We start from the raw sequence: 22,057 nt of genomic DNA on the forward strand, positions 1-22,057 counted from the left end.
GGCAAACCTATTTTTGCTTACATATTTCATATGAATGTAAAAAAATATTCAATATAAAAAAAATAGGTTCCTGAGCATTTCAGCTCAGGAACCTATTCATCAAGGGTTATATAGGGCTAGAAGCCCATTTTAGACCTCAAGTCCTTCTGGATGCCGTCTTTGTGTATCAATAAAGAAGTAGTTTTGTAACGAACAAATTCCTTACTAGCGTAAAGATATCCTTTATAATCATTAGAAGTACCCCATGAATTTTTAACGATATAGTATTCTTTGCCATTTTGGTCTTTCACCAATCCAACAATATGCATACCATGGTCATCGGTCGTGCTATAGTCATCAAAAGCCTGTTGTCTCTGATCAGATGTGATTTTAGCTTCTGGTTTTGGGCCTACAAACATAGACTGTCTTTCCGTTTCAGTCATTTCTTCAACGGGCTTTTCTGGGACGTAAGCGATCCCATTCTTCCAGCTAAATCCCTTTTCCGACACATCTGTTGCCCAAGCCACGGTATATCCTTTAGCCAGAGCGTTGTCGATGACAGAGGTTAAGTCATTCATCTGTACATTATAAAAGCTGTCAAAAGACCAATTGTCAGGAATCAATAAAACGAATTTCTTATAGAAAGGTTGATCGGTGACCGATGCAAGTCCGATATAGTCGTCTGGATTGATACCTATTACTTGATCTGCAAATGTTTTAGCGGTGTAAGTTTTTCCTTGGTAGTCAAATTCCTTCGGTACTTCTCCTAAATAGCTGTCCATTGCGGCTGCATATGCTTTTTCCCAATTCGGTGTTAGTTTCTTTGCTTTAACAAATGTGCCGATCATAGCGTCTAGCATATTCGTCATCTCTCCGAAATTATTGCGATTAGCCCCATAGTGTAAGCCAGTATATACTTCCTGCGGTAATGCACCATATTTACGATATGCGTTCAATACATCATGAAATTGGCCACCTTCACCTAAGGATAGCCCTCCATGTAGTCGTACATAAGTCTTAGCTTTTTCTAGGTAAGTATTGCGAGCCGAGAAAATTTGAGAAATTTCAACCGGTTTTTTGCCCATACGAATCATTTCAGACTCTAAAAATGAATTTCCCGAGTAGGACCAACATGTACCAGATGAGCCTTGATCTTTGATTGATGTATTGGCAAGATTGATTACTTCGGTAAAAGTAAATCCGGACTTGCTGTTGTCATTTTGATTTGCCTTTAAAGCATTGATGAGATTGTCTTGTGCTTGAACGTGAAAAGATGCGACAAATAGAGAAGCAGCAAGTACAAGGGTTTTATTCCAATTCATATATAACAGTTTGATTTTGATGTTGAAAAGATATTTCCAGTATTATGTTCAATAGAATCCCTTATCTAGTGTCCGATGAAGATTCCGAATTATGGGACGAATTTAGCTTTATTATCAATAAACCTTGAATACAGCGTGTAAAATTATTACAACAATTAGCTAAAGCTTGGTCATTATAAAACGAAGAAGGAGCTCGTTTAGAGCTCCTTCTTCGTTTATTTCAGTGCGGGATCATTGTTCTTTTTCGGAAACATTAATGAGGCAATGACGCTCAGGACCAATATACCGATAATGATGATTAACGAATGAGAGGTGGTAAAACCTAGTTTCTCTAACCAACTATGCAAGAGCATTTTTACGCCGATGAATACCAAAAGGAATGCCAACCCAACCTTTAGGTAATGGAACTTGTGGATGATGTTCACCAATAGGAAGAACATCGACCTCAACCCTAGGATAGCAAATATATTTGAAAAGAATACAATATATGGGTCTTTCGTTACCGAGAAAATTGCCGGAATTGAATCTACCGCAAAGATAAGATCGGTGAATTCAATAGCTAGCAACACTAAAAACAAAGGTGTGACATAGCGGATGCCATTTTCGATGTGAAAAAAGTTTCCATGTTCGATTTTTGGATATACTTTGAAGTACTTTGACGCAAATTTAACAACAGGATGTGTTTGGGGGTCCACTTCCTCTTCTTGATTCCGATTGATGTACATCGTGATTCCTGTATAGACTAAGAATGCGCCAAATACATACAATATCCATCCAAATTTTGCGATTAGGGCGGCGCCTACGAATATGAAGATACATCTCAAAATTACAGCCCCTAGAATACCCCATACCAATACCTTGTGGTAATACTTTTCAGGTATCCCAAAGGAATGGAACAAAAGCACCATTACAAAAATATTATCCACAGAAAGTGCATATTCAACTACATAACCAGTTATGTACTCTAATGCCAAGTTATCATTGTATATCTTAATGCTTCCTGCTAGGTCATTCGTATTTATCTTGATATTGTGGTAATGTTTGGCGATTACATCTTGTAGACTCGCTATATCATGGGCATTGTGTAGTTCGTTTCCCCATATTTTTAGCACTACAAAGAATCCTAACGCAAAAAGCACCCATATTGCGCTCATGATTGCCGCAGCTTTAAGCGATATTGGTTTGTCTCCTTTCGAGAATAGACCTAGGTCTATTGCCAGCATAAGGATGATGAAGATAATAAATCCTCCAAAAAACATTAATTCGTGACTCATATTTATTTTTTTCTTTCTGTAGTGTACCTTACTAATTGCTCTAATCCTGTTTTATATGCTCCTTCCGGAAAAGATTTTAAAATATCAAAGGCTTCCTGTTGATATTCTAACATCTTTGTCGTTGCATAATCCAATCCGCCGCTACTTCTCACGAATTCAATCACTTCTGCCACTTTTTTATGGTCTTCATTGTGATTTTTGACCAAGTTTATGATGCGACGCTTCTCCGCTTTGTCCGTTTGTTGGAGTGCATGTATCAAAGGTAACGTCATTTTTTTTTCTTTAATATCATTTCCAAGAGGTTTACCTACATCGTCCAATCCAAAGTCGAACAGGTCATCTTTGATTTGAAATGCAATACCTACTTTTTCTCCGAAGGCATGCATTTGTTTCACAAGTTCGGTGTCGGCACCAGTTGATGCTGCTCCACATGCACAGCAAGAGGCAATCAAAGAAGCTGTTTTTTGCCTGATTACTTCGAAATAAACACTTTCCTCAATGTCCAGTTTTCTAGCCTTTTCGATTTGAAGTAACTCCCCCTCACTCATCTGCTCCACAGCTTCTGATACAATCTTCAAAAGATGGAAGTCATTGTGCTCTACAGATAGGAGTAAGCCCTTAGACAAGAGAAAGTCTCCAACTAACACAGCGACCTTATTTTTCCATAGTGCATTTACAGAAAAAAAACCTCTTCGTTCATTTGCGTTATCTACCACGTCATCGTGTACGAGAGAAGCCGTATGTAATAATTCTACCAATGAAGCGCCTCTATATGTAGATTCATTGATAGACCCACAAAGCCCCGCTGAGAAGAAAACGAACATAGGACGCATTTGTTTGCCTTTACGTTTGACAATATAATGCGTTATCCTATCCAGCAAAGGAACCGAACTTTGCATAGAGGCTTTAAATTTATGTTCAAAAGCCGCCAATTCAGTGGCTATAGGCTTCTGGATATCGTTTAATTTGAGCATGAATGATGGTTAAAAACCATGAATTAGACACCTTTTAAGAGGCCTAAAGATAACAAATAGATTATAATGATGCTACAGTATTCTCTAATTCTTGATACCATTCTTCACCATATTCGCGGATCAGTGGATCTTTCAAAAATTTGTACACCGGAACTTGCAATTCCTTGCCAAATGAACACGCATCTTTACAAATATGCCATCGGTCATAATGCAACACATCAAACTCTGGATAAGCGGTAGTTCGAATAGGGTAGAGGTGACAGGAGATCGGCTTTTTCCAGTGAATGTCACCCAGTTCATAGGCTTTTTCAATTGCACATTTGGTCACCCCATTTTCCCAGGTCACATAAGCACATTCTTTATTCCCATCTACGCAAGGAGTAGTGAGGTCACCATCCATATCAATTACATGCGTTCCATATTCTTCTACAGCCATAATACCCTTCTCAGTCATATAGGGTTTGACTTTAGGATAGATTTCTTCCAAAATGGCAAGTTCATTCTCCTTAAGAGGGGCACCAGCATCTCCTTCAATGCAACATGCTCCTTTACATTTTGAAAGATTACATACAAAATCATTTTCAATCAAATCTTCGTGTACGAGTACACTTCCTACTTCTATCATGTTTTTATTTTGAATAGCTTACGCGTTTGCCTAGTGGATGTTTCAATCCACTAGCTTTGTGCAGTTCCATTGTTACCGAACCAATTAATATTTCTACCTCAGCTTTTACTGGGATACGGTTGCCATCGTTAGTTACCCAGAGGTATAATTGACTGTCTTTTTTAAATATACGTCCGGGTTTAATCTCAGGACTGAATTTGATACACTCTAGGCTTCCAAGTTTTGTTTTTATTGTTTCAATTCCCAAGTATTTTATGCCCAAAGTTGCGACCTCATCGTTCAGGAAATAGGTAATCTTAAATGAGTCGCCAATCTTTAATTTGGATAGGTCCAAATTCCTAGAAAAATAATAAGCAGATAGGAGGTCAAATGTTTGAGCAGTAGGACTTTTGAAATTCCCCTTTTTCCCTTTTATAGATTGTGTATTTTGCTCAAAAGTGACATAATCCTGTCTTGTATAACTGCCTTCATGTATATCTTCTGTATATAAGTACGGAAGGAACGTGCTTCCATCTACATAAGAATTGTATTTGTTTTTTACTGTATAGAATACCGAGAATGCTCCAGATGTTTGTCCAAGTGCTGTAAGTTGAAAAGTCTTAGGATTACTGAATCTCAATTTTGAATCGGACACTATCAGTGTGCCACTCGCAGCAGATATAATGCCGTATTTCAATTTATACTCCAGTTTTTCACCGGCTTGATAGGCCGATTCCTTCAGATAGGGTAGACTCTGTGCTAAGGCACAGGTCATGCTGGATAAGACAAGAAGTAGTAGCGTAAAGGTTCTTTTCATATAGTTATGGACAGTTTGCAGTCTTAGAAGTTTAATTATGTCTTTCTCTTGAATACAGGTACAGTGGAGCAGGGCTCCCCATACATAATACTTTTGGCCACTTTGCTGAGTTTGACAGTCAATGTAACGAATGCCGATTCTGGGATATATATATCACCGCAACCTTTGACAACGACACGCTCATCCACGAATCTCGACATGTCCAAATTTGCTAATTTAGCATCAAACAGTTGATCTCTTAAATCCTCCTTAGTCCCAAAAATAACAGTTTTTGCGAAAGGTTCAAGTTTATTTGCTAAAAGCATGATAGCCCACGTTGGGATAATGGCATCTGCTGAGCACATAATGGCGACGTGCTTTCCCCCATATTGGGACCAGTCATTATCCTTTATAAAGGCTCTAAAGTCTTTCTCTTTCAGGATAAGGCCATGGAAAAGATTGTCTTTGATATCATATTCTACCAAGTCACCATCTGGTGCGAGAGTAGCTAGGTCAAATGTTAGAAGTCCACTTTGGGCAACTTTGTTGATTATATTTTCTTGGATATCCATGATGCTATAAAAATAAAAAAGCCGGACCATACAGTCCGGCTACAAAGTTACTTATTTATCTTTTAAAAGAATCTAATGCGATTGTCATCAATCTTTGCCTTGTCTTGAAGTGCTTTGAAGATTGAATTCCAAGCACGTTGTGCTTTTGAAGCCATTAGTTGTTTTTGTTGTGCTTTCACTTCACTGTCAATTTGGTTTTTAGGATTAACAAAACCGTTGACTTGAACAACATACACCCCTTGATTTCCTTTGATTGCAGCAGATGGCTTATTAGGCTGAAGTCCAAATACAGTACCCACTACAGCATTTTCTAATGCAACACCTGGAATTACTGGATTTGCCAATACTACATTTTCAACTTGGATAGGAGCTTTTCCTAATTTTTGTCCAACTTGGTCGATGGAAGAAGCCCCTTTAACAGCTGCTTCAGCCTTTTCTTTCAGTTGTCTAGCTTTCACAAGGTTCCGCACGGGAGTTTCGATATCTGCTTTAACAGATTCCAAAGGAAGAGAACCTTTTGGTTGGATATCCACCAAGCGAGCTACTACAAATGTATGGTCCGTCTCGTAAACTTTATCTGCAACTTCTCCTTTTTTAGCCTCAAATGCCCATCTAATCAATTCGCGAGGTACTTCATTGCCGTCCAATGTGTTGTCCATTGCCAGCACACGCTTAGCAGTAGCCTCTTTCAGCCCTTGTTTAGCAGCCTGCTCCTTGAAATTATCTTTATTGATTGCTGTGAAAAAGTTGTTGGCCTTTGCATAGGCGGCATCGATTGTTTCCTTTCCACTCGTAATCGCTTTATCGACGATAGCTGCTTTTACGACTTTCGAATTGCCGATTTGATTTTCAATCTTAATAATATGAACCCCAAATTGTGTGTTAACTACAAGCACATCTCCAGTTTTTCCTTCAAATACAGCCTTGTCAAATTCAGGAACCATGCGGCCACGGGCAAACGTACCTAACTCACCACCATTGACCTTACTGCCTTGATCTTGGCTGAATTGTATAGCCAATGGAGCGAATGACTCACCTTTTACAAGTAAGCTCTTGATCGAGTCTGCCTTTGCCTTAGCTTTATCGATACCACCTTCAGCGGTTGGGTTAAGTAAGATGTGACTAGCTTTGACCGAATCAGGACTAAATGTAGCATCTTTGATTTTCGCAATCTCATATGCCCCATTGGATAGATAAGGGCCTACAGTGGTACCAACAGCAGCTGTAAATAGAACAGAGTCTAGTGCAGGACTCACTTGTCCTTTTTTAAGATAAGTGTATGGATATTTTGTGTCCGAGTTTATACTTGCAAACAAGGAGTCATTTGTAGACGCGATCAAATCTGCTTTCAGTTTTTCAATAGCACTCAATGTCGCTACTGTATCCTTTTGGGTAGGGCGGCCATCTACTACGACATATTCAATAGAACGAGATTCTTCTGGATTTTTGAAAGCATTCTTATTTTCATCATAGTACTCTTTATAGTCTGCATCTGTCAATTTAACATCAGCATCTTTGATAGAAGAGTAGTCTAATAGTACATATTTAAAGTTAGCTAATTTATTACGTTGCAGATAGTCATCGTTCGCTTCCAAGGAAGTAACAAAAAGACTATTGTTAACTAGATTCGTGTATTTGGTGCCTATACGCTCATCCCGTACACTCTCCAATAACATTTCCCATTGCTGGTGCATCTCGGGAGTTCCTGCACTAGAAAGCTGTCCGATAAACATATTAAGTTGAGCTTTATCAAATTGACCTGTCTGTGGATTTGTAAATGCCTGTACGATTTGGTACGATGGGTTTGGTCCACTCACCAACGTATTCAATTCATCTTTACCGACAGTAAGTCCAATTTTTTCAACTTCCTGTTTTAGAATTTCTTTCGTAACGAATTGATTCCATACCTGCTGAACGGCATAATTCTTCATTTGAGGTGTGAGGCTTCCTCCACCCATCTGTTGTTGAAACATCGCAGAAGTCTGGTCGACTTGCGCATTAAAATCATTGTAGCTGATTGTTTCTCCATTGATGCTTCCGACTTGATTCTGGTTACTGGCCCAAAAAGGTGCTCCAGTACGAACAACGTCTCCTAACAAAAACGCAACAATTGCAATACCGATAACGGTTACGATCAAACCCGCACGGTTTCGCAAAAAGGTCATTAATCCCATAGTTTATAAACTGTATTTTATTGTTTAAATGCTGATTTTTAGTTTAATAATTCACCTACACTAAAAACGAGGTGCAAGATACAACTTTTATAAAAAAAAGCGTAATATTTTGTCACTGATGAAAACTATTCTGTTACTTTTCTGTTTATAAACACTTTAATTTCCAAAATTAGGGAATGCAGTGCCACTTTGAACGTGGTATAGCGCAGTAGCATTCTCAATATTGATGTTTTTAAAGTTACCATCAGATGTAAAAGATGATCCTTGCAGGTTGTCGTTTTTGGAGTAGGCCGTGATTAGCGTATGATTGTAAAACGTATCTGAGTTTTCATCATAGATCAACTCTTCCGTTTTTACGATATCTCCATTTATAGCGGTGACGACTACATTTTTACGGAAAGTAGTCGTTTTTTCTTTCTCCCGTTGGATGGCATAATCCGAGACAATTCGGTGGCTTTCCTTTCCGGCCTCATCGTAGAATACAATCAGCACCCCTTTTGGGAACTCATAGTTTTGTGTACTATCATGCAGGACCCTCATCTCCGGGCTCGTCATTACAGCCTTTACCACTGCCGAATCACTGTAAGTTAGGGTCACTCCGTAGGAAATATCCACAGCTTCACCCTTCTTCATATTCGCAATCCTGTCAACTTCTCTTAAATCCGGCTCACAAGATCCCAATAAGATAACCCCTAACCAGATGAATAAGGATAGGGGTATAAATTTTTTTATGAACCAAACGTTGATAAACATAGATTATCTGATGTTAATCATAATTTCTTCTTATAAACCACTTGTCGTTTAGCGTAAAACCAATATTAAGGTTGATATAGCGTTCTCGTACTAAGTTGTTTGATAGCGTACCCATCTGTCCAAACTCAGCTGAAACATTTATTTTGGAAAAAGTTCTCGAATACGGTTGTGTTGGAAGTGGAAGTCCCATCCCCACCGTAATCGCCATATCCTTTATATCCGTACCGTTGTAGCTCATTTGCGTTTTGTTATATCTGAACCCTAGTCTATAGTCCACAATATTCAAATAACGGATGGAAGATGGGTCAGGTGTAAATTGACCACCTATTGCCCCTCCATAATTTTTACCCAATCTAGGTTCACCCTGTCTCACCTGAAAGTCTGACCAATCTTCATATTTGAAATCGGCACCAACCATCCATTTGTTGGATTTTGCGAGTGTAAAGCCGATACTATGCTTCAATGGAAGGTTGATTTTTCTTGAACTTTTCTCATTGATGTAAGAGGTGTCTTTCGGAATGTTTTCTACATCAGAAAAGCTGGGCTCTGTGCGCGTAATTACCAATGTCGATTTATCCTTAATCGTGTTGTTTAATGATCCCGCATATCCTACAGTTAAGCTCAACTTGTTTCCCAGTGGTTTAAAATATTGGACACCATAGTCCAAAGATACTCCAGTGAACGAACGGATATCTTTTCTTGTGGTGTTAAACGCATCAAGTGAATATGGAAAATCTATTTTACTGATATCCGTAAGATTTCCAAAAATATAACTCACGTTGGCACCGATACTAAAGCCCTTGAATGGACTCACACCGTAGCCGATAAAAGCCTTGTTTACGCCCCCTTGACCAGACAGTGTACTTCTGTAATTCAGCGTGTCCAAAGTCTTTATGCTACTTGACGAATAACCGACATCCGAAAAAGGCATCAGGCCAAAAGCGATACCTCCGGCTTTGCCCAACGGGATTCCCATTGTAATGTGGCTAAATGCAAAGTCAGCCGAATTGTCAGCAGCGCTACCCTTTTCGAGCTGTGTCAAATTTCCATACAACCCCGCGTCAAATATAGTGTGATGAAATCCAGTATAGGATGCTGGGTTAGCCAAATTTAAGGTGTTGGCACCTCCCAAGAATCGCACCCCTGTTGAAATACCTCCCATAGCACGCGTTTGGGGAAGTAAGTCTCCGCGCATCTGACCAAGTCCGAATTTTGAATATGGAGAGGCCGAAGTGGATTGTTGCGCATACACACTCGTGCTGCATGCCAATAGACCTAATGCAATAAATAGTGTTGAAGCTGCTTTTTTCAGCCCGTGTATATCGTGTTTCTGCATGTTAAAAATTGATATTCGCGTTACAGATTCTATTTGATGACATCAATAATACTCTTTTCATTCCGTATAAATTTATCTGTAGCACATTTTGGTCGGGTAAGGACAAAAAGAATCGTTTACTTCTCAAACAATAATATTGGATCAATATCCTCATGCTGGCAATACCATCTCTATCTGGATGGCAGGAGTAAAGATTCATGTTCAGCTTTATATTTGATGACAATTTTGATCGTATTACAAGTTAAAATGAAGATAAATTATTCGATTCAAATAAGTTCTATCCTAATTTTTTCAGTTACAAAACTATCTAAATTTTGGTTATTACGTAGATTCTATTTGTTAAAAAAGGTTAAACATCTATTTTTCAGATATTTACATGAATTGGAAGTAGATGATTGTGAGAATAATGAGAGCATACATTGACTCGTATATCCATTTGTTCTTGGCATATGTAAAGTAATAAGCCAGATATACAGTTATTGGCGGTGCACATAGGAGAAAATGGCTCTCTGTGATAATCGGATTAAGATAGAAGGAGCCAATAGCCAGCAGTAGCATGAAAAAGAGCAATTGAAACGACTTTCGCACATGCACTATGCTTTTGAAAAATTGATCCTTTAATATCAAAAGAAACAATACCAGCGCGATGAAGATTGGTATTAAGACGAGATAGTCATGGAAATCCATACTTAGCGCAGTCGGAAAATTGTAGGTAAACGGTTTGAATATATTGAAAAATTCCTCCATTCGGTCTAACCAGTAGTAAATGACCGCCAACATAAAATAAATCGTGCATAGACCAAGTAGCGTCGCTATCCATTCACGCCAACTAAATGGTCTGAAAATAATTAAGCTAATCCAAAGTAGGAAAAACATGACAATGAAAGGAAAGTATATTAAACTCCCAATACCCACAATCATGCCCAGATCAAACATTAAACTCTTGATATCTTGCTGATGATAGATTGTCAACAGCTTTCTTAACATCAGAATAGAGATGAAGTTACAAATCAATGTTGGTGACAGTACCAAAAAGGGGATGAATAGACTCGCTAGTGTCATATACATTAATGCTGTCAAAAAGCTAGGTTTACCCAAGAAATTAAAGTCATTCATAACCTTATTAAGTAAGAATGCCTGTAAGATTGTCAATCCCAAGGTCGTAATGACATTGGATTGGGGAGCCAGCGAAAGGCCCGATTGCAAGCCTAGAAGGTTATTTAATGCAGGCTCAAACAGTATTGGTGTCAGTTCATTTGGCAAATGTAGAAATACCCCTAAACACAGCGCTAGCCCAATTAATGCTAATAACCCAATGTTGATGGGTGTGAATTTCCTGAATTGATTAATGATCATATCCCCAGATGTCTATGCAAAGTTGCCCTTATCTAATAGATACAGAATTAGGTCTGCCATTTCAACTATACCCATATATCTATTCTTTTCCGACAATTACTTATTGTGCTTCTCCAATTTAGATATTTTTTTATCCAGTGTAAATAGATAAGCTGCTATCCCAAAGAATACGATCAGTAGCACTAAGACTACTACCCATATTTTGCCAGAGCTTCTTAGGCCAGTAGCCATTTCTATCTCCCCTTGAGCATATACAGATAAGGACGACATTAATAAAAGCGATAGTGTGAAAATATAATGTTTCATACGTATATAATTATTTATGAGTAGTGAGTATTTCCTGAATAAATGTGATTTGTTACACTCCGTTATTTCTACTTATTAAGACAATTTCGTCTGCCTTTGATGGTAGGAGTGTATCTTTATGAAGATGCTCCTATGTAGCTCTTTCACGATAAAATTCAATTCGATTCATCTAATTCGTTGTCAAGCTCTTTATTTTCTATCAAACGGGTTCTGTAGCGGAGCGTTGTAATCCATGCACCAATCAAAATCCAACCAATAGCAGCAGTGTACAAGACGAATCTAAGTTGGTTGTTCATGTCGATATCGCTAAACGTCGAATTTCCACCATTTCCAGGGTGGAGCGAATCGGTAAGTCGAGGAAGAATGTACAAAAGGACGATCATCACAGGGAAGGCAAATATGTTGTAAATCGCTGATATCTTAGCTCGTTTTTGCTCCTCATCCAAGGCATTTCTCAATACAAGATAAGCTAAGTACATGAGTGTTGCAATTGCTGAGCTATTCAATTTAGGATCCTTCGGCCAAGGGTCTCCCCACGTATAGGTTGCCCACAACATCCCAGTCGCCAACCCCATGAAACAGAAAACAATCCCAGTATTTACCGCTTCTACAGCTATGATATCAAACTTCATGTTCCCAGAACTTAGATATTTAATACTGTATATGACCGATACTAGATACAATGTGACCATTACAAACCACATTGGGAGGTGAAAGTATAGATTTCGAATGGTTTCATGAAGAATCGGAAGAGTAGGGACCGGACCGATAAACCCTGCTACGATAGATGCTGAAACTAAGACTACGGCAAGGATTTTCCACCAATTTTTTCTCATTTCAATTGAATATTTAATGCTGTTTTAATCTCTCCAAAGGTAAGGAAATAACAACAAAGAAATCGTAACAGTTATAACATTAATCGCAAGCAACACGACGATGTCATCCATACTTACAGTTCGATCCAGCCCATCCATCGCATTTTTGGACAAGCGGATGAGTACCAGTAGTAGCGGGATAATTACTGGAAAGCTCAAGATAGCCATTAATGTACTATTGTTCCCTGCTTTTGAACTTATCCCCGATACCATGGTAAACACGGAGGCAAAACTAATACTTCCGAGTAGTACCGCTATGAAATATAAAAGAGGGTCTCCAAGTGGGTTGCGAAATATTACGGAGTACACTAAGAAAGCTATACCAGATAATAAGACCATTACCAGTATATTATAAATAATTTTAGATAGAATGATTGCTTTAGCCCCTACGATTGAATAATAGTAGAGTTGGCGATTGGTGCTTTCTTGGACAAAGCTTCTGCTGATAGCATTTACCGATGCGAACAACATTATTATCCAGAATAATGCGTTCCAAACAATAGGATCTACGGCTGTGAATGCTTGATAGCAAACAAAAACCGTAGATACTACGTAGAGTAAAATTCCATTGATTGCATATTTTGAACGCCACTCCAAGAGGACGTCCTTATATACTAAAGTCTTTACTTGTTGATATAGATTCATTCGCTACGAAGATACAAAAATCAAATTTGGATATAGCGAAAGTGAATACAACAGTCGGGGCAGTTTACGCGTTTTCGATATCCGATTTCGCTTTTGAAGCTCCTTCGTCTACCTTGTTAGCCATGTTGTGTGCTGCGTTACTTGCTTTATCCGCAAGGTCCTTGCCAAATTCCTTCGCTTTTCCTTTCATCTCCATGATTTCATCTTTAGCAGATTGAGCAAATTTTGCAGCACGCTTAGCCTCTTTTTTAGACATCTCTTTAAGAGATTTTGTTAAACTTTTAACGCCATCATTAGCACGATCCAATTGTTTCTTACCATCTTCTGTTGCCAACAAATAATATGCGGCTGCTCCTGCTGCCAATCCTAGTAAAGCAAATGCTACAATACCGTTTTTATTTTTCATGATTTCCTCTTTTAATGATTTCAATACTATTGTCAATTCTATATTAGGATAACAATAGCTGCACCAAAAAGTTTCGTGCTTTCAAAAATTAACATTTTTTTACAGTTCCTCTTTTTGAGAAGATTGAAGCGAATATAAGTGATGGTACAAACCAGATCCCTTACTCATCAATTCGATATGGTTACCCATGTCTGACACCATGCCATCCTCAAGGACGATGATTTTATCGGCATCGATCACTGTTGACAATCTGTGTGCAATGATGATTGATGTTCTGTTTTTCATCAGTTCCTCAAGTGCTAGTTGCACCAAGCGTTCGGATTCCGAATCCAACGAAGATGTAGCCTCGTCCAAGATTAGTATAGAAGGGTCTTTAAGAAGTGCTCTCGCTATAGCAATACGTTGGCGCTGGCCTCCAGAGAGTTTAACTCCTCGTTCACCGACCAAGGTATCATATCCCTCTGGAAAGTCCATAATAAAATTATGCGCATTGGCGCGCTGTGCCGCTTTGATGATATCTTCAGCATCAGCTCCAAGTCTACCGTAACCAATGTTCTCACGGATTGTACCTCCAAAAAGCAAAACATCCTGTGGTACAATCGCTACTTGATTTCGAATATCTGTGAGTAGGTAATCCTTTGCTGGAACTCCGTCATATAATATCTGACCATTATTGGGTTTGTAGAACTGAAGGATTAAAGAAGCTATGGTCGATTTTCCACCGCCACTAGGACCCACAATCGCTATTTTTTGTCCTGAGTTTACATCAAAGGAAATATTTTTTAGGATTTGGTTTTCCTTTCTTCCAGGATAGGTGAATTCTATATTTTTAAATGTTAGGTGACCTTCAATCTGCCTTTTAATCGTTTTGTTATCCTCACTTAACTCAATGTCCTCCGGTTTTTCATTTAAGATTTCGAGAACCCGCTCACTGGCCCCAAGCGAGCGCTGAATGTTGGCGTAGAGTTCCGGAAAACTTCCCATTGAACCAGCAACGAACATGGAATAGAGGATATAGGTTGTCAGGTCTCCAACGGTAATCTCCCCTGCAGCAACCAAAGATGCACCATACCAGATTACAGCAATCACCGCTCCGAATATGCAGAATATAATAAAAGAGGCAAAAATACCTCTGTATGTGGCCCCTTTTACAGCAAGTGCTACGACAGCATCCAGTTTGCCAGAGTACCTGCGTGTTTCATGATATTCGTTGACAAAAGCCTTTACATTATGGATTCCTAAGAGCGTTTCCTGTACAATGCTGTTCGAATCGGCCAATTGATCTTGTGCCTGACGAGAGAAATTTCGAATAAATCGCCCAAATATCAATGCCGTCACGACCAAGATAGGAAGGATACATAGGTTCATCAAGGCGAGTTTCGGTGATACAGCTATTAACAAGATGACGCTAAAAGCCAAGCTGATCAGCTGTCGAAGAGTCTCTGCCAAGGTCGTGGTAATCGTATCCTGAATTTGAGCTAAATCAGACGATAGGCGGCTATTGAGCTCACCCACTCTCCGGTTTGCGAAAAATTCAATTGGAAGCGTAATCAATTTGTTGTAGGAGTCTCTCCTGATGTTGGCCAATGCCTTTTCTGCAATTTCTACGAATAATCGAATTCGAAAAAAGGAGATAAAAGATTGAATGAAGAGAATACAAAAACTAATGCTCCCGATGGCTGTGATACTATTGGGCAACCATTTATAAGTAGGCTTTCCCTGTGCCGCGTCAATCATCTCTCCGAGTAGGGCCGGGAAAGTCAACATGGTCAGACTGGACACAATTAAAAAAAACATCCCAAAGCCGAATTTGACCCGGTATGGTTTAATATATGAAAAGATTTTGCTTGCCTTTTGAAGTAACTCTTTATTTAATTTGGGCTTGGGTAAATCTTCAGATTGCGTATTTCCGCTGTTCAATCTTGCTCTCGCCATTTTCTATTGACTATAAAAAAAATCTATATTGCAAAACTAGGTATATTATTATGTGGCCTTATCACACTTACGTCAATTTTTGACACTCCTCTGTTTGTAGAATTTATAAGTGAAGAAGCCAAGTACGATAATACCTGCAAAAGTTAAGTAAAGTAATAGGTCATTGCCGTGGTCCTTTCCTTCCAATGCGCTCAATTGCTCTTTCAGTTCTTCGTTCTCATTCTGTAGTTTATTGATTGTCGTCATGTAGGCCGTAATCTGTCCATCATATTCTGTAGCCAACTTTTGGAATTTTTCTCGTTCAAAATCCTTGAAGTCTAGCAGCTTTTTTGTTTCAATGAAGATATTGTTGTCCGTTATGACTATTTGTTTTAGGATATCGATTGACCTTTGCATATCCCCTTTTGACTTGAAAAGTCCAAATATCCCTGTTTTCTTTTGCAGGCTCACATCGTATTCTCCAAATTTGGTGCTTCTCGCATGCAGTAGGTCATTGACGCGTTTGCGCTGAGATTCGTATGAAGTACTATCGTCGGTGTTTTGTTGTGCATACAGGGTGTTTGTATACAATAGGGCGATAAAAAAGTGTAGTGCAAGAGCGATGATTTTCATATGCTATCTGTTTTTCATTAACGACCCAATCAATCCGATGAAGGTTTAATATTATTGTGCTTCGTGAAATTCTACCCTAATAGTCTCGTCCTGATATAAGCCTAATAATTGACTCGCATTTCCTTTATTGATTGCAATCTCCAAGAAGTTACTGATTCCAAATAGACAAAGTTTTTCCCCTTCGGATACTTCGTTGTAGTGCCAGCTCATCTTGTCAATGGTCTCGTTTCTTTTAAAATACAAAGTAAACCCCCTTCCAGCTTGTATCCTATTAAAAAGATCCTTGCTGATATTGCTGATGACATTGCCAAACGAATCGATATAAGACACATGTCCCTTTATTGAATTTTGGTCAAAGATTGGCTGGAATGTGGCTTTTTCCACAGGGTCATCTATTGGTATACCAATATCCGTCATCTTTCCACCCTTGGCAATGTGGCAAGTGGCTTTGGTGAGAATGTCAGCTAGTGGGAAATGCAAATATCTAAGGTCTTGCATGATGTCAAGTTCTACCACTTCTTCTGCTTTATCTTCTCCCAAAAGTATGCTGAAAATGCCATTGTCGGCACCAACGAAGAAGTGCCCGTTGTATTTCATTGCTATATATCTCGATCCCTCGTGAAATACTGTGTCAACCCCAATTAGGTGTACTGTCTTCTTAGGGAAATAGTGATAAGCATTTTTGAGCACGAAGGCTGCATGTTGTACATTGAACGAAGGGATCTCATGGGTGATATCTACGATACGTACATCCGGAAGCTGAGAGATTATACTCCCCTTCAGTGCTGCTTGGTAAAAGTCTTGATATCCTAAGTCCGTCGTTAATGTAATAACTCCCATATAACCGCAAAACGTATTTTTTCTTTAATTTTTGTTGATCTTGGCGGCCTTCCCCAAAATAGCTCGCGACAATTGTTGAATCGAAACACTTTTTCGATAAGGACTACAAAAGTAACAGTAATTTACTGGATTCATAGTTTACAATCAATTAATCTTTATCTTTTTTTAATCGGAAGTTGATATCCTTATTTTCTTAAAATAGCTTCAGGTATTCTTTGCTAAATACGAATTCTTCATGTACTTTTTACTTTAATAAGTGGCGGTACATCCTTTAAGTTTTTTTGGTTTAATACTGTGCAAAGTACTAAATTTATGTCAAATATTTTGAAAAATAGTGCGCGTTATCCCGCTAAAAATTTACTACATTTAGAGCGAAATAGGGATGCGTTATTTAGTCCCATATTTTGCCCTCATCACTTTTAAAGGATAATAATTTGAACGAACTACTCATCACATTAGAAGACGTTAATTTGGTCGCTCTTTGGGGAGCCCAAAACGAGAATTTTGAGTTCATCAAAAAGCAATTTCCAAAAATACGAATGGTCGCTAGAGGCAATGAGCTAAAAGTACTAGGTGAATCGCATGAGCAAAAGCTTTTTGAATCTGGTTTTCGGGAAATTCTTTTACATATCGACAAGTTTCACAATCTCTCCATTTTGGATTTAGAAGAAATTTTGGGGGCAACCAAGCCTACGAGCGAAAAGAAAAATGTACATCCAGATAAAAAGGATACCCCTGTAGGCATTCCTGCCTTTAGTGGCGAACCAATTGTTTATGGGCCTAATGGCGTTATTGTTCGAGCAAGGACACCCAATCAGCGCAGGATGGTGGACAGTATATCCAAGAACGACATCCTATTTGCTATTGGACCCGCAGGTACAGGGAAGACTTACACAGCTGTCGCATTGGCGGTTAGAGCATTGCGTAATAAGGAGATTAAACGCATCATCTTGACTAGGCCCGCAGTCGAAGCCGGTGAAAATTTGGGCTTCCTTCCTGGTGACCTTAAGGAAAAAGTGGACCCTTATCTACGACCTTTGTACGATGCGCTTGATGATATGATTCCTGTCGAGAAATTAAAAGGATATCTAGAGAATCGGACTATAGAAGTTGCCCCATTGGCCTTTATGCGCGGTCGGACCCTTGATAATTGCTTTGTCATATTAGATGAGGCGCAGAATGCTACGGATATGCAGCTCAAGATGTTTTTAACTCGAATGGGCCCTACCGCCAAATTCATAGTCACTGGCGATATGACCCAAATAGACCTTCCTAAGAAAAACCAATCTGGACTCGCCACAGCTGTCAAGCTTCTAGAAGGCATCGAAGGGATTGATATGATTTACCTGAGTGGAGGAGATGTTGTGCGACACAAGCTAGTAAAACGCATCCTCGAAGCATACGGGGACATTTGATAACGTAATATGACTCGACCTGCAAAGTGTCGAGTTTTTTTTTTCTAAAAGCATGGTTGTTTTATACAGACAACAGCAAGCCTTAAAATATTTTCATCCTAGATTGATGAAGATACTACAATAAGGTTTTATTTTTGTACCACATTGCCAACAGTATTTTGAATTTATTTGACCATGAATACAATAAGAGAGACCAACTTTAATTTCGAAAATCAAACAGCCTTTTATCGAGGTAAGGTGAGAGACGTTTACACAATTGCCAATCACTATCTTGCCATGGTGGCCACCGATCGGATTTCAGCATTCGATGTTGTATTGCCCCGCGCTATCCCTTATAAAGGACAGGTGTTGAATCAGATTGCCTCCAAGTTTCTGAAAGCCACTGAAGACATCTTGCCCAATTGGGTGGTTTCTGTCCCTGATCCTAGTGTAACCATTGGACATATGTGTGAGCCATTTAAAGTTGAAATGGTCATTAGAGGGTATCTTTCCGGTCACGCTTGGCGAGAATATAGTGCAGGTCGCAAAGAAGTTTGTGGCGAGCAGATTCCAGATGGTCTTCATGAGAATGACAAGCTTCCAACTCCAATCATCACACCAAGCACCAAAGCTGCCATCGGGCATGATGAAGATATCTCTCGTGCCGAAATTCTAAGTAGAGGCATTGTGAGTGAAGAAGACTATGTTCAGTTGGAAAAGTATACCCATGCCCTTTATCAAAGGGGAGTAGAGATTGCGAAAGAAAGAGGGCTGATTCTCGTGGATACAAAATATGAGTTCGGTAAAAAAGATGGCATGATATACCTTATTGACGAGATTCATACGCCGGATTCTTCCCGTTATTTTTATGCAGATGGATACGACGAACGTCAACTTCAACAGGAGCCTCAAAAGCAATTATCCAAAGAATTTGTTCGCAAATGGTTGATTGAAAACGGGTTTCAAGGCAAGGATGGGCAGCAAGTACCTGAGATGACAGACGATATTGTAAGTTCCATATCCGAACGTTATATCGAGCTCTTTGAGCACATTACAGGCGAGAAGTTTGAGTACCCCAGTCAAAGTGACGTTTTGGTAAGAGTCGAAGAAAATGTCTCTAAAGCACTAAAGACATTGAGATATTAGTCTAGATTTAGTATATTTCCGCTATAAATAGTCCTTCAGCAGAAGGAAGAGATAGATAAGGTTTCTTTTTTGCATATTTAGAGCAACTTTATCTGAGTTTTAAACAACAGTTATATTGTTGCGAGAGAGCAATGGGTAACACGAGGTTAAAAATCCCAAGATACTAAACGGGGTTTTTATATTTAAGGTAAACAATATACATATGAAATATACGATTGATAAGCATGATCGCTATGTTGTGATCGAGCCCCTGTCTGATGTGTTGAACGCGGAGCGGGCAGCAAAGTTGAAAGGTGAACTATTGTTGAGAAATACTGTCGGACAGCGCAATATTGTCCTCGATTTATCCAACGTTAAGGAAGTCGACGAAGAAGGCGTGCGTATAGGTATTTTAGCCAATAGATTATGTAACTCCATTGGCGGACTATTTATCTTGGCCAATGTAGATTCAGCAGTATTGGACGTGCTCGAAATGTCCCATCTTCATCAACAATTACACATTGTCGATTCAATCAAACAAGCTGAGGATGTTATTTTTGCACACGAACTGGAGATGGACTATAGAGGCGAAAAAGAATAACAGATGAGGTTTGAGGTTTTGATTTTAGGGAATAGCTCCGCGACTCCCATGTACGAACGTCACCCTACGAGTCAACTTCTCAATTTCAATGAACAATTTTTTTTGATTGATTGTGGAGAAGGTACGCAGATGCAGCTATTTAGGTATGGCATCAAGAGTAATCGTATAGGTCACATTTTTATCAGTCATTTACACGGAGACCATTATCTAGGATTAGTAGGGTTATTGTCATCCATGCATTTAGTCGGTCGTAAGACCGATCTTCATCTCTACGGGCCCAAAGATTTGGAAGAAATTTTGGAAGTACAGTTTAGATGTTCTGAGACTGTATTGCGATACAATCTTATCTTTCACCCTACCGATCCCGAAAATGAACAAGTCATTTTTGAATCGCCAGCCTTTAAGGTGACCAGTTTCCCGCTGACCCATCGCATAGCCTGTACGGGATTTAGGTTTGATGAAGGTCGGCGTTCGGCCATTGTTATTGGTGAATTGGTGGAGAAAATCAATATTCCCAAAATCTATATTTCCAGATTGAAAAAGGGAATCGATTATACAGCCCCCGACGGTACCGTACATAGGGCGTCGGAGTTGACCACTCCAGCTCCCGATTCCAGAAGCTATGCTTTTTGTTCCGATACCGTAAGAGTCCCCGATTATCTATCAACCATCAAAGGTGTCGACCTTCTTTATCATGAGTCTACCTTTCTTCACGAAATGGTCGATCGAGCTAAGGAGACACTGCACACTACAGCGCTAGAGGCAGCTGAGATAGCGGTAGAAGTTGGTGCCAAGAAGCTTTTACTTGGGCACTACTCCGCCCGATATCGTGATTTGCAGCCACTATTGGATGAGGCTAGATCCGTTTTCCCACATACGCAGCTTTCAGTCGAAGGCAAATGGTTTACGATTTAAGATCCGATATTTCTGTTATCAAAAATGCGCTTCGTAACAGGCATAATTACAGGTGCAGCCCAATAACATTATATTCTATATCCGGCCGATAGGGGATATATGGGCTTATCTTCTGTAGGATAGAATACCCTATCTTCGGTTTGTGAATCCAAAGCATTTTATCTAAGTTTACGGCTCTAATTTCTTTTAAAAATGGATAATCCATTCAACTTAACCGACTTATTGCGAGATAATATCAAAAATCTCGTGCCTTACTCTTCTGCAAGAGATGAGTTTAAGGGAGAAGCATCAATTTTAGTTGATGCAAATGAAAACGCATTTGGTTCTCCTTTAGCCCATGATTATAATCGTTATCCAGATCCCTTGCAACATCGAGTAAAGGAAAAACTATCTACTATAAAAGGAGTTCCTGCTGCAAATATATTTCTTGGAAATGGCAGTGACGAGGCCATTGACATCCTGTTCAGAGCCTTTTGCAAGCCAGGTATAGACAACGTCATCTTGGTTCCCCCAACATATGGCATGTATGAGGTATCTGCCAATATCAATGATGTCGCGTTTAAAAAGGTCAATTTAACGAAAGAATATCAGTTGGACTTAGACGGTATTCAAGAAGCTGTAGATGCCCATACCAAATTGATTTTTATTTGTTCACCCAACAATCCGACCGGAAATGCTATCAATAGATTGGATATTGAAGTCATTCTGAATAACTTTCATGGTATAGTCGTCGTGGACGAAGCCTACATTAATTTCTCACAAACCAAGTCTTTCACCCAAGAGTTGAACGACTATCCCAATCTTGTGGTCTTACAGACCTTGTCCAAAGCCTGGGGGTTGGCTGCACTCCGATTAGGTATGGCATTTGCGAGTACGGCTATCATTGACGTATTTAATAAAATTAAGCCTCCCTATAACATCAATCAAGCTACCCAAGACATTGTTTTAGAAGCATTAGACAATGTGGGGCAGGTCAATGATTGGATTAAGGAAACGGTTGCCCAGCGAGAGTATTTGGTAAGAGAGCTCTTCAATTTTGAATATGTACAATACATTACACCTTCCGATGCCAATTTTATTTTGGTAAAAATGAATGATCCTCGCGGTGTCTACACCTATTTGGTCAGTCATGGCATCATTGTTCGAGACCGCTCAAAAGTGGAACTTTGTGAAGGCTGTTTGCGCATCACAGTGGGTACCCCTGCTGAAAATAGATTGCTATTAGAAAAGATGTCTGCTTATGCAGGCTAATATAATTTATAT

22 protein-coding genes are annotated in these 22,057 nt (G+C 39.2%); 5 read left to right on the forward strand and 17 right to left on the reverse strand.

What is annotated here, in order from left to right:
• Positions 1–116 precede the first annotated feature (116 nt).
• The 17 genes from OQ289_RS03445 to OQ289_RS03525 all read right to left on the reverse strand — a co-directional run bounded on the left by OQ289_RS03445 (position 117) and on the right by OQ289_RS03525 (position 16,759).
• Positions 117–1,301: an aminopeptidase C gene (locus OQ289_RS03445; protein ID WP_270089427.1), complete on the reverse strand. Its 1,185-nt coding sequence runs from the start codon at positions 1,299–1,301 to the stop codon at positions 117–119.
• 215 nt (positions 1,302–1,516) lie between these two features.
• Entirely contained in the window at positions 1,517–2,575 is a 1,059-nt protein-coding gene (locus tag OQ289_RS03450) for a TerC/Alx family metal homeostasis membrane protein (RefSeq protein WP_033566211.1), read from the reverse strand.
• Positions 2,576–2,577: 2 nt separating this feature from the next.
• Positions 2,578–3,549 (reverse strand): polyprenyl synthetase family protein, encoded by a 972-nt coding sequence (locus OQ289_RS03455; protein ID WP_033566212.1) that lies wholly within the window; start codon positions 3,547–3,549, stop codon positions 2,578–2,580.
• A gap of 61 nt (positions 3,550–3,610) precedes the next feature.
• A complete protein-coding gene (locus OQ289_RS03460; protein WP_033566213.1) occupies positions 3,611–4,174 on the reverse strand; it encodes a DUF3109 family protein in 564 nt (187 codons plus the stop codon).
• Between the two features lie 4 nt (positions 4,175–4,178).
• The gene (locus OQ289_RS03465) at positions 4,179–4,970 is read right to left on the reverse strand and encodes a DUF3108 domain-containing protein (protein ID WP_270089428.1); all 792 of its coding nucleotides are present in this window, start codon (positions 4,968–4,970) and stop codon (positions 4,179–4,181) included.
• Between the two features lie 35 nt (positions 4,971–5,005).
• A complete protein-coding gene (locus OQ289_RS03470) occupies positions 5,006–5,521 on the reverse strand; it encodes a DUF2480 family protein (RefSeq protein WP_270089429.1) in 516 nt (171 codons plus the stop codon).
• Positions 5,522–5,583: 62 nt separating this feature from the next.
• Positions 5,584–7,686 (reverse strand): SurA N-terminal domain-containing protein, encoded by a 2,103-nt coding sequence (locus OQ289_RS03475; protein ID WP_333485570.1) that lies wholly within the window; start codon positions 7,684–7,686, stop codon positions 5,584–5,586.
• A gap of 165 nt (positions 7,687–7,851) precedes the next feature.
• Entirely contained in the window at positions 7,852–8,448 is a 597-nt protein-coding gene (gene lptC / locus OQ289_RS03480; protein WP_270089431.1) for an LPS export ABC transporter periplasmic protein LptC, read from the reverse strand.
• Between the two features lie 13 nt (positions 8,449–8,461).
• Entirely contained in the window at positions 8,462–9,784 is a 1,323-nt protein-coding gene (locus OQ289_RS03485) for a hypothetical protein (protein ID WP_270089432.1), read from the reverse strand.
• Between the two features lie 372 nt (positions 9,785–10,156).
• Positions 10,157–11,140, reverse strand: coding sequence for a DUF6427 family protein (locus OQ289_RS03490; protein WP_270089433.1), 984 nt, complete (start codon positions 11,138–11,140; stop codon positions 10,157–10,159).
• A 96-nt stretch (positions 11,141–11,236) separates the two neighbouring features.
• On the reverse strand, positions 11,237–11,446 hold the full coding sequence (locus OQ289_RS03495) for a CcmD family protein (protein ID WP_033566219.1): 210 nt from the start codon (positions 11,444–11,446) through the stop codon (positions 11,237–11,239).
• Positions 11,447–11,601: 155 nt separating this feature from the next.
• Positions 11,602–12,282, reverse strand: a complete 681-nt coding sequence (gene ccsA / locus OQ289_RS03500) for a cytochrome c biogenesis protein (protein ID WP_270089434.1) — start codon at positions 12,280–12,282, stop codon at positions 11,602–11,604.
• Positions 12,283–12,306: 24 nt separating this feature from the next.
• Positions 12,307–12,966 carry a heme exporter protein CcmB gene (locus OQ289_RS03505; RefSeq protein ID WP_270089435.1) on the reverse strand — a complete coding sequence of 220 codons (660 nt, stop codon included), beginning with the start codon at positions 12,964–12,966 and terminating at the stop codon, positions 12,307–12,309.
• A gap of 64 nt (positions 12,967–13,030) precedes the next feature.
• Positions 13,031–13,372 (reverse strand): YtxH domain-containing protein, encoded by a 342-nt coding sequence (locus tag OQ289_RS03510; protein ID WP_033566222.1) that lies wholly within the window; start codon positions 13,370–13,372, stop codon positions 13,031–13,033.
• 99 nt (positions 13,373–13,471) lie between these two features.
• On the reverse strand, positions 13,472–15,307 hold the full coding sequence (locus tag OQ289_RS03515) for an ABC transporter ATP-binding protein (RefSeq protein ID WP_033566223.1): 1,836 nt from the start codon (positions 15,305–15,307) through the stop codon (positions 13,472–13,474).
• Positions 15,308–15,379: 72 nt separating this feature from the next.
• Positions 15,380–15,919 (reverse strand): hypothetical protein, encoded by a 540-nt coding sequence (locus tag OQ289_RS03520; RefSeq protein ID WP_270089436.1) that lies wholly within the window; start codon positions 15,917–15,919, stop codon positions 15,380–15,382.
• A 51-nt stretch (positions 15,920–15,970) separates the two neighbouring features.
• Positions 15,971–16,759 carry an SAM hydrolase/SAM-dependent halogenase family protein gene (locus OQ289_RS03525; RefSeq protein ID WP_033566224.1) on the reverse strand — a complete coding sequence of 263 codons (789 nt, stop codon included), beginning with the start codon at positions 16,757–16,759 and terminating at the stop codon, positions 15,971–15,973.
• A gap of 434 nt (positions 16,760–17,193) precedes the next feature.
• Here OQ289_RS03525 and OQ289_RS03530 point away from each other — a divergent pair, with 434 nt between their 5' ends.
• From OQ289_RS03530 to hisC, 5 genes are all read left to right on the forward strand, one after another.
• Positions 17,194–18,174: a PhoH family protein gene (locus OQ289_RS03530; RefSeq protein ID WP_270089437.1), complete on the forward strand. Its 981-nt coding sequence runs from the start codon at positions 17,194–17,196 to the stop codon at positions 18,172–18,174.
• A gap of 174 nt (positions 18,175–18,348) precedes the next feature.
• The gene (locus OQ289_RS03535) at positions 18,349–19,299 is read left to right on the forward strand and encodes a phosphoribosylaminoimidazolesuccinocarboxamide synthase (protein WP_270089438.1); all 951 of its coding nucleotides are present in this window, start codon (positions 18,349–18,351) and stop codon (positions 19,297–19,299) included.
• Positions 19,300–19,501: 202 nt separating this feature from the next.
• A complete protein-coding gene (locus OQ289_RS03540; RefSeq protein WP_033566227.1) occupies positions 19,502–19,879 on the forward strand; it encodes an STAS domain-containing protein in 378 nt (125 codons plus the stop codon).
• Positions 19,880–19,882: 3 nt separating this feature from the next.
• Positions 19,883–20,794: a ribonuclease Z gene (locus OQ289_RS03545; RefSeq protein WP_270089439.1), complete on the forward strand. Its 912-nt coding sequence runs from the start codon at positions 19,883–19,885 to the stop codon at positions 20,792–20,794.
• A 192-nt stretch (positions 20,795–20,986) separates the two neighbouring features.
• A complete protein-coding gene (hisC, locus tag OQ289_RS03550) occupies positions 20,987–22,045 on the forward strand; it encodes a histidinol-phosphate transaminase (protein ID WP_033566229.1) in 1,059 nt (352 codons plus the stop codon).
• Positions 22,046–22,057 lie beyond the last annotated feature (12 nt).

The organism is Sphingobacterium sp. SYP-B4668 (assembly GCF_027627455.1).
Lineage (GTDB): Bacteria > Bacteroidota > Bacteroidia > Sphingobacteriales > Sphingobacteriaceae > Sphingobacterium.

What these genes read in the sequence shown, in the direction of transcription:
- OQ289_RS03505 (WP_270089435.1), bottom strand. Translation starts at nt 12,966, where the DNA reads ATGAATCTATATCAACAAGTAAAGACTTTAGTATATAAGGACGTCCTC.
- ccsA (WP_270089434.1), bottom strand. Translation starts at nt 12,282, where the DNA reads ATGAGAAAAAATTGGTGGAAAATCCTTGCCGTAGTCTTAGTTTCAGCA.
- OQ289_RS03495 (WP_033566219.1), bottom strand. Translation starts at nt 11,446, where the DNA reads ATGAAACATTATATTTTCACACTATCGCTTTTATTAATGTCGTCCTTA.
- OQ289_RS03490 (WP_270089433.1), bottom strand. Translation starts at nt 11,140, where the DNA reads ATGATCATTAATCAATTCAGGAAATTCACACCCATCAACATTGGGTTA.
- OQ289_RS03455 (WP_033566212.1), bottom strand. Translation starts at nt 3,549, where the DNA reads ATGCTCAAATTAAACGATATCCAGAAGCCTATAGCCACTGAATTGGCG.
- OQ289_RS03540 (WP_033566227.1), top strand. Translation starts at nt 19,502, where the DNA reads ATGAAATATACGATTGATAAGCATGATCGCTATGTTGTGATCGAGCCC.
- OQ289_RS03520 (WP_270089436.1), bottom strand. Translation starts at nt 15,919, where the DNA reads ATGAAAATCATCGCTCTTGCACTACACTTTTTTATCGCCCTATTGTAT.
- OQ289_RS03525 (WP_033566224.1), bottom strand. Translation starts at nt 16,759, where the DNA reads ATGGGAGTTATTACATTAACGACGGACTTAGGATATCAAGACTTTTAC.
- OQ289_RS03460 (WP_033566213.1), bottom strand. Translation starts at nt 4,174, where the DNA reads ATGATAGAAGTAGGAAGTGTACTCGTACACGAAGATTTGATTGAAAAT.
- OQ289_RS03510 (WP_033566222.1), bottom strand. Translation starts at nt 13,372, where the DNA reads ATGAAAAATAAAAACGGTATTGTAGCATTTGCTTTACTAGGATTGGCA.
- OQ289_RS03475 (WP_333485570.1), bottom strand. Translation starts at nt 7,686, where the DNA reads ATGACCTTTTTGCGAAACCGTGCGGGTTTGATCGTAACCGTTATCGGT.
- OQ289_RS03485 (WP_270089432.1), bottom strand. Translation starts at nt 9,784, where the DNA reads ATGCAGAAACACGATATACACGGGCTGAAAAAAGCAGCTTCAACACTA.
- OQ289_RS03465 (WP_270089428.1), bottom strand. Translation starts at nt 4,970, where the DNA reads ATGAAAAGAACCTTTACGCTACTACTTCTTGTCTTATCCAGCATGACC.
- OQ289_RS03470 (WP_270089429.1), bottom strand. Translation starts at nt 5,521, where the DNA reads ATGGATATCCAAGAAAATATAATCAACAAAGTTGCCCAAAGTGGACTT.
- OQ289_RS03535 (WP_270089438.1), top strand. Translation starts at nt 18,349, where the DNA reads ATGAATACAATAAGAGAGACCAACTTTAATTTCGAAAATCAAACAGCC.
- OQ289_RS03450 (WP_033566211.1), bottom strand. Translation starts at nt 2,575, where the DNA reads ATGAGTCACGAATTAATGTTTTTTGGAGGATTTATTATCTTCATCATC.
- OQ289_RS03545 (WP_270089439.1), top strand. Translation starts at nt 19,883, where the DNA reads ATGAGGTTTGAGGTTTTGATTTTAGGGAATAGCTCCGCGACTCCCATG.
- OQ289_RS03515 (WP_033566223.1), bottom strand. Translation starts at nt 15,307, where the DNA reads ATGGCGAGAGCAAGATTGAACAGCGGAAATACGCAATCTGAAGATTTA.
- hisC (WP_033566229.1), top strand. Translation starts at nt 20,987, where the DNA reads ATGGATAATCCATTCAACTTAACCGACTTATTGCGAGATAATATCAAA.
- lptC (WP_270089431.1), bottom strand. Translation starts at nt 8,448, where the DNA reads ATGTTTATCAACGTTTGGTTCATAAAAAAATTTATACCCCTATCCTTA.
- OQ289_RS03445 (WP_270089427.1), bottom strand. Translation starts at nt 1,301, where the DNA reads ATGAATTGGAATAAAACCCTTGTACTTGCTGCTTCTCTATTTGTCGCA.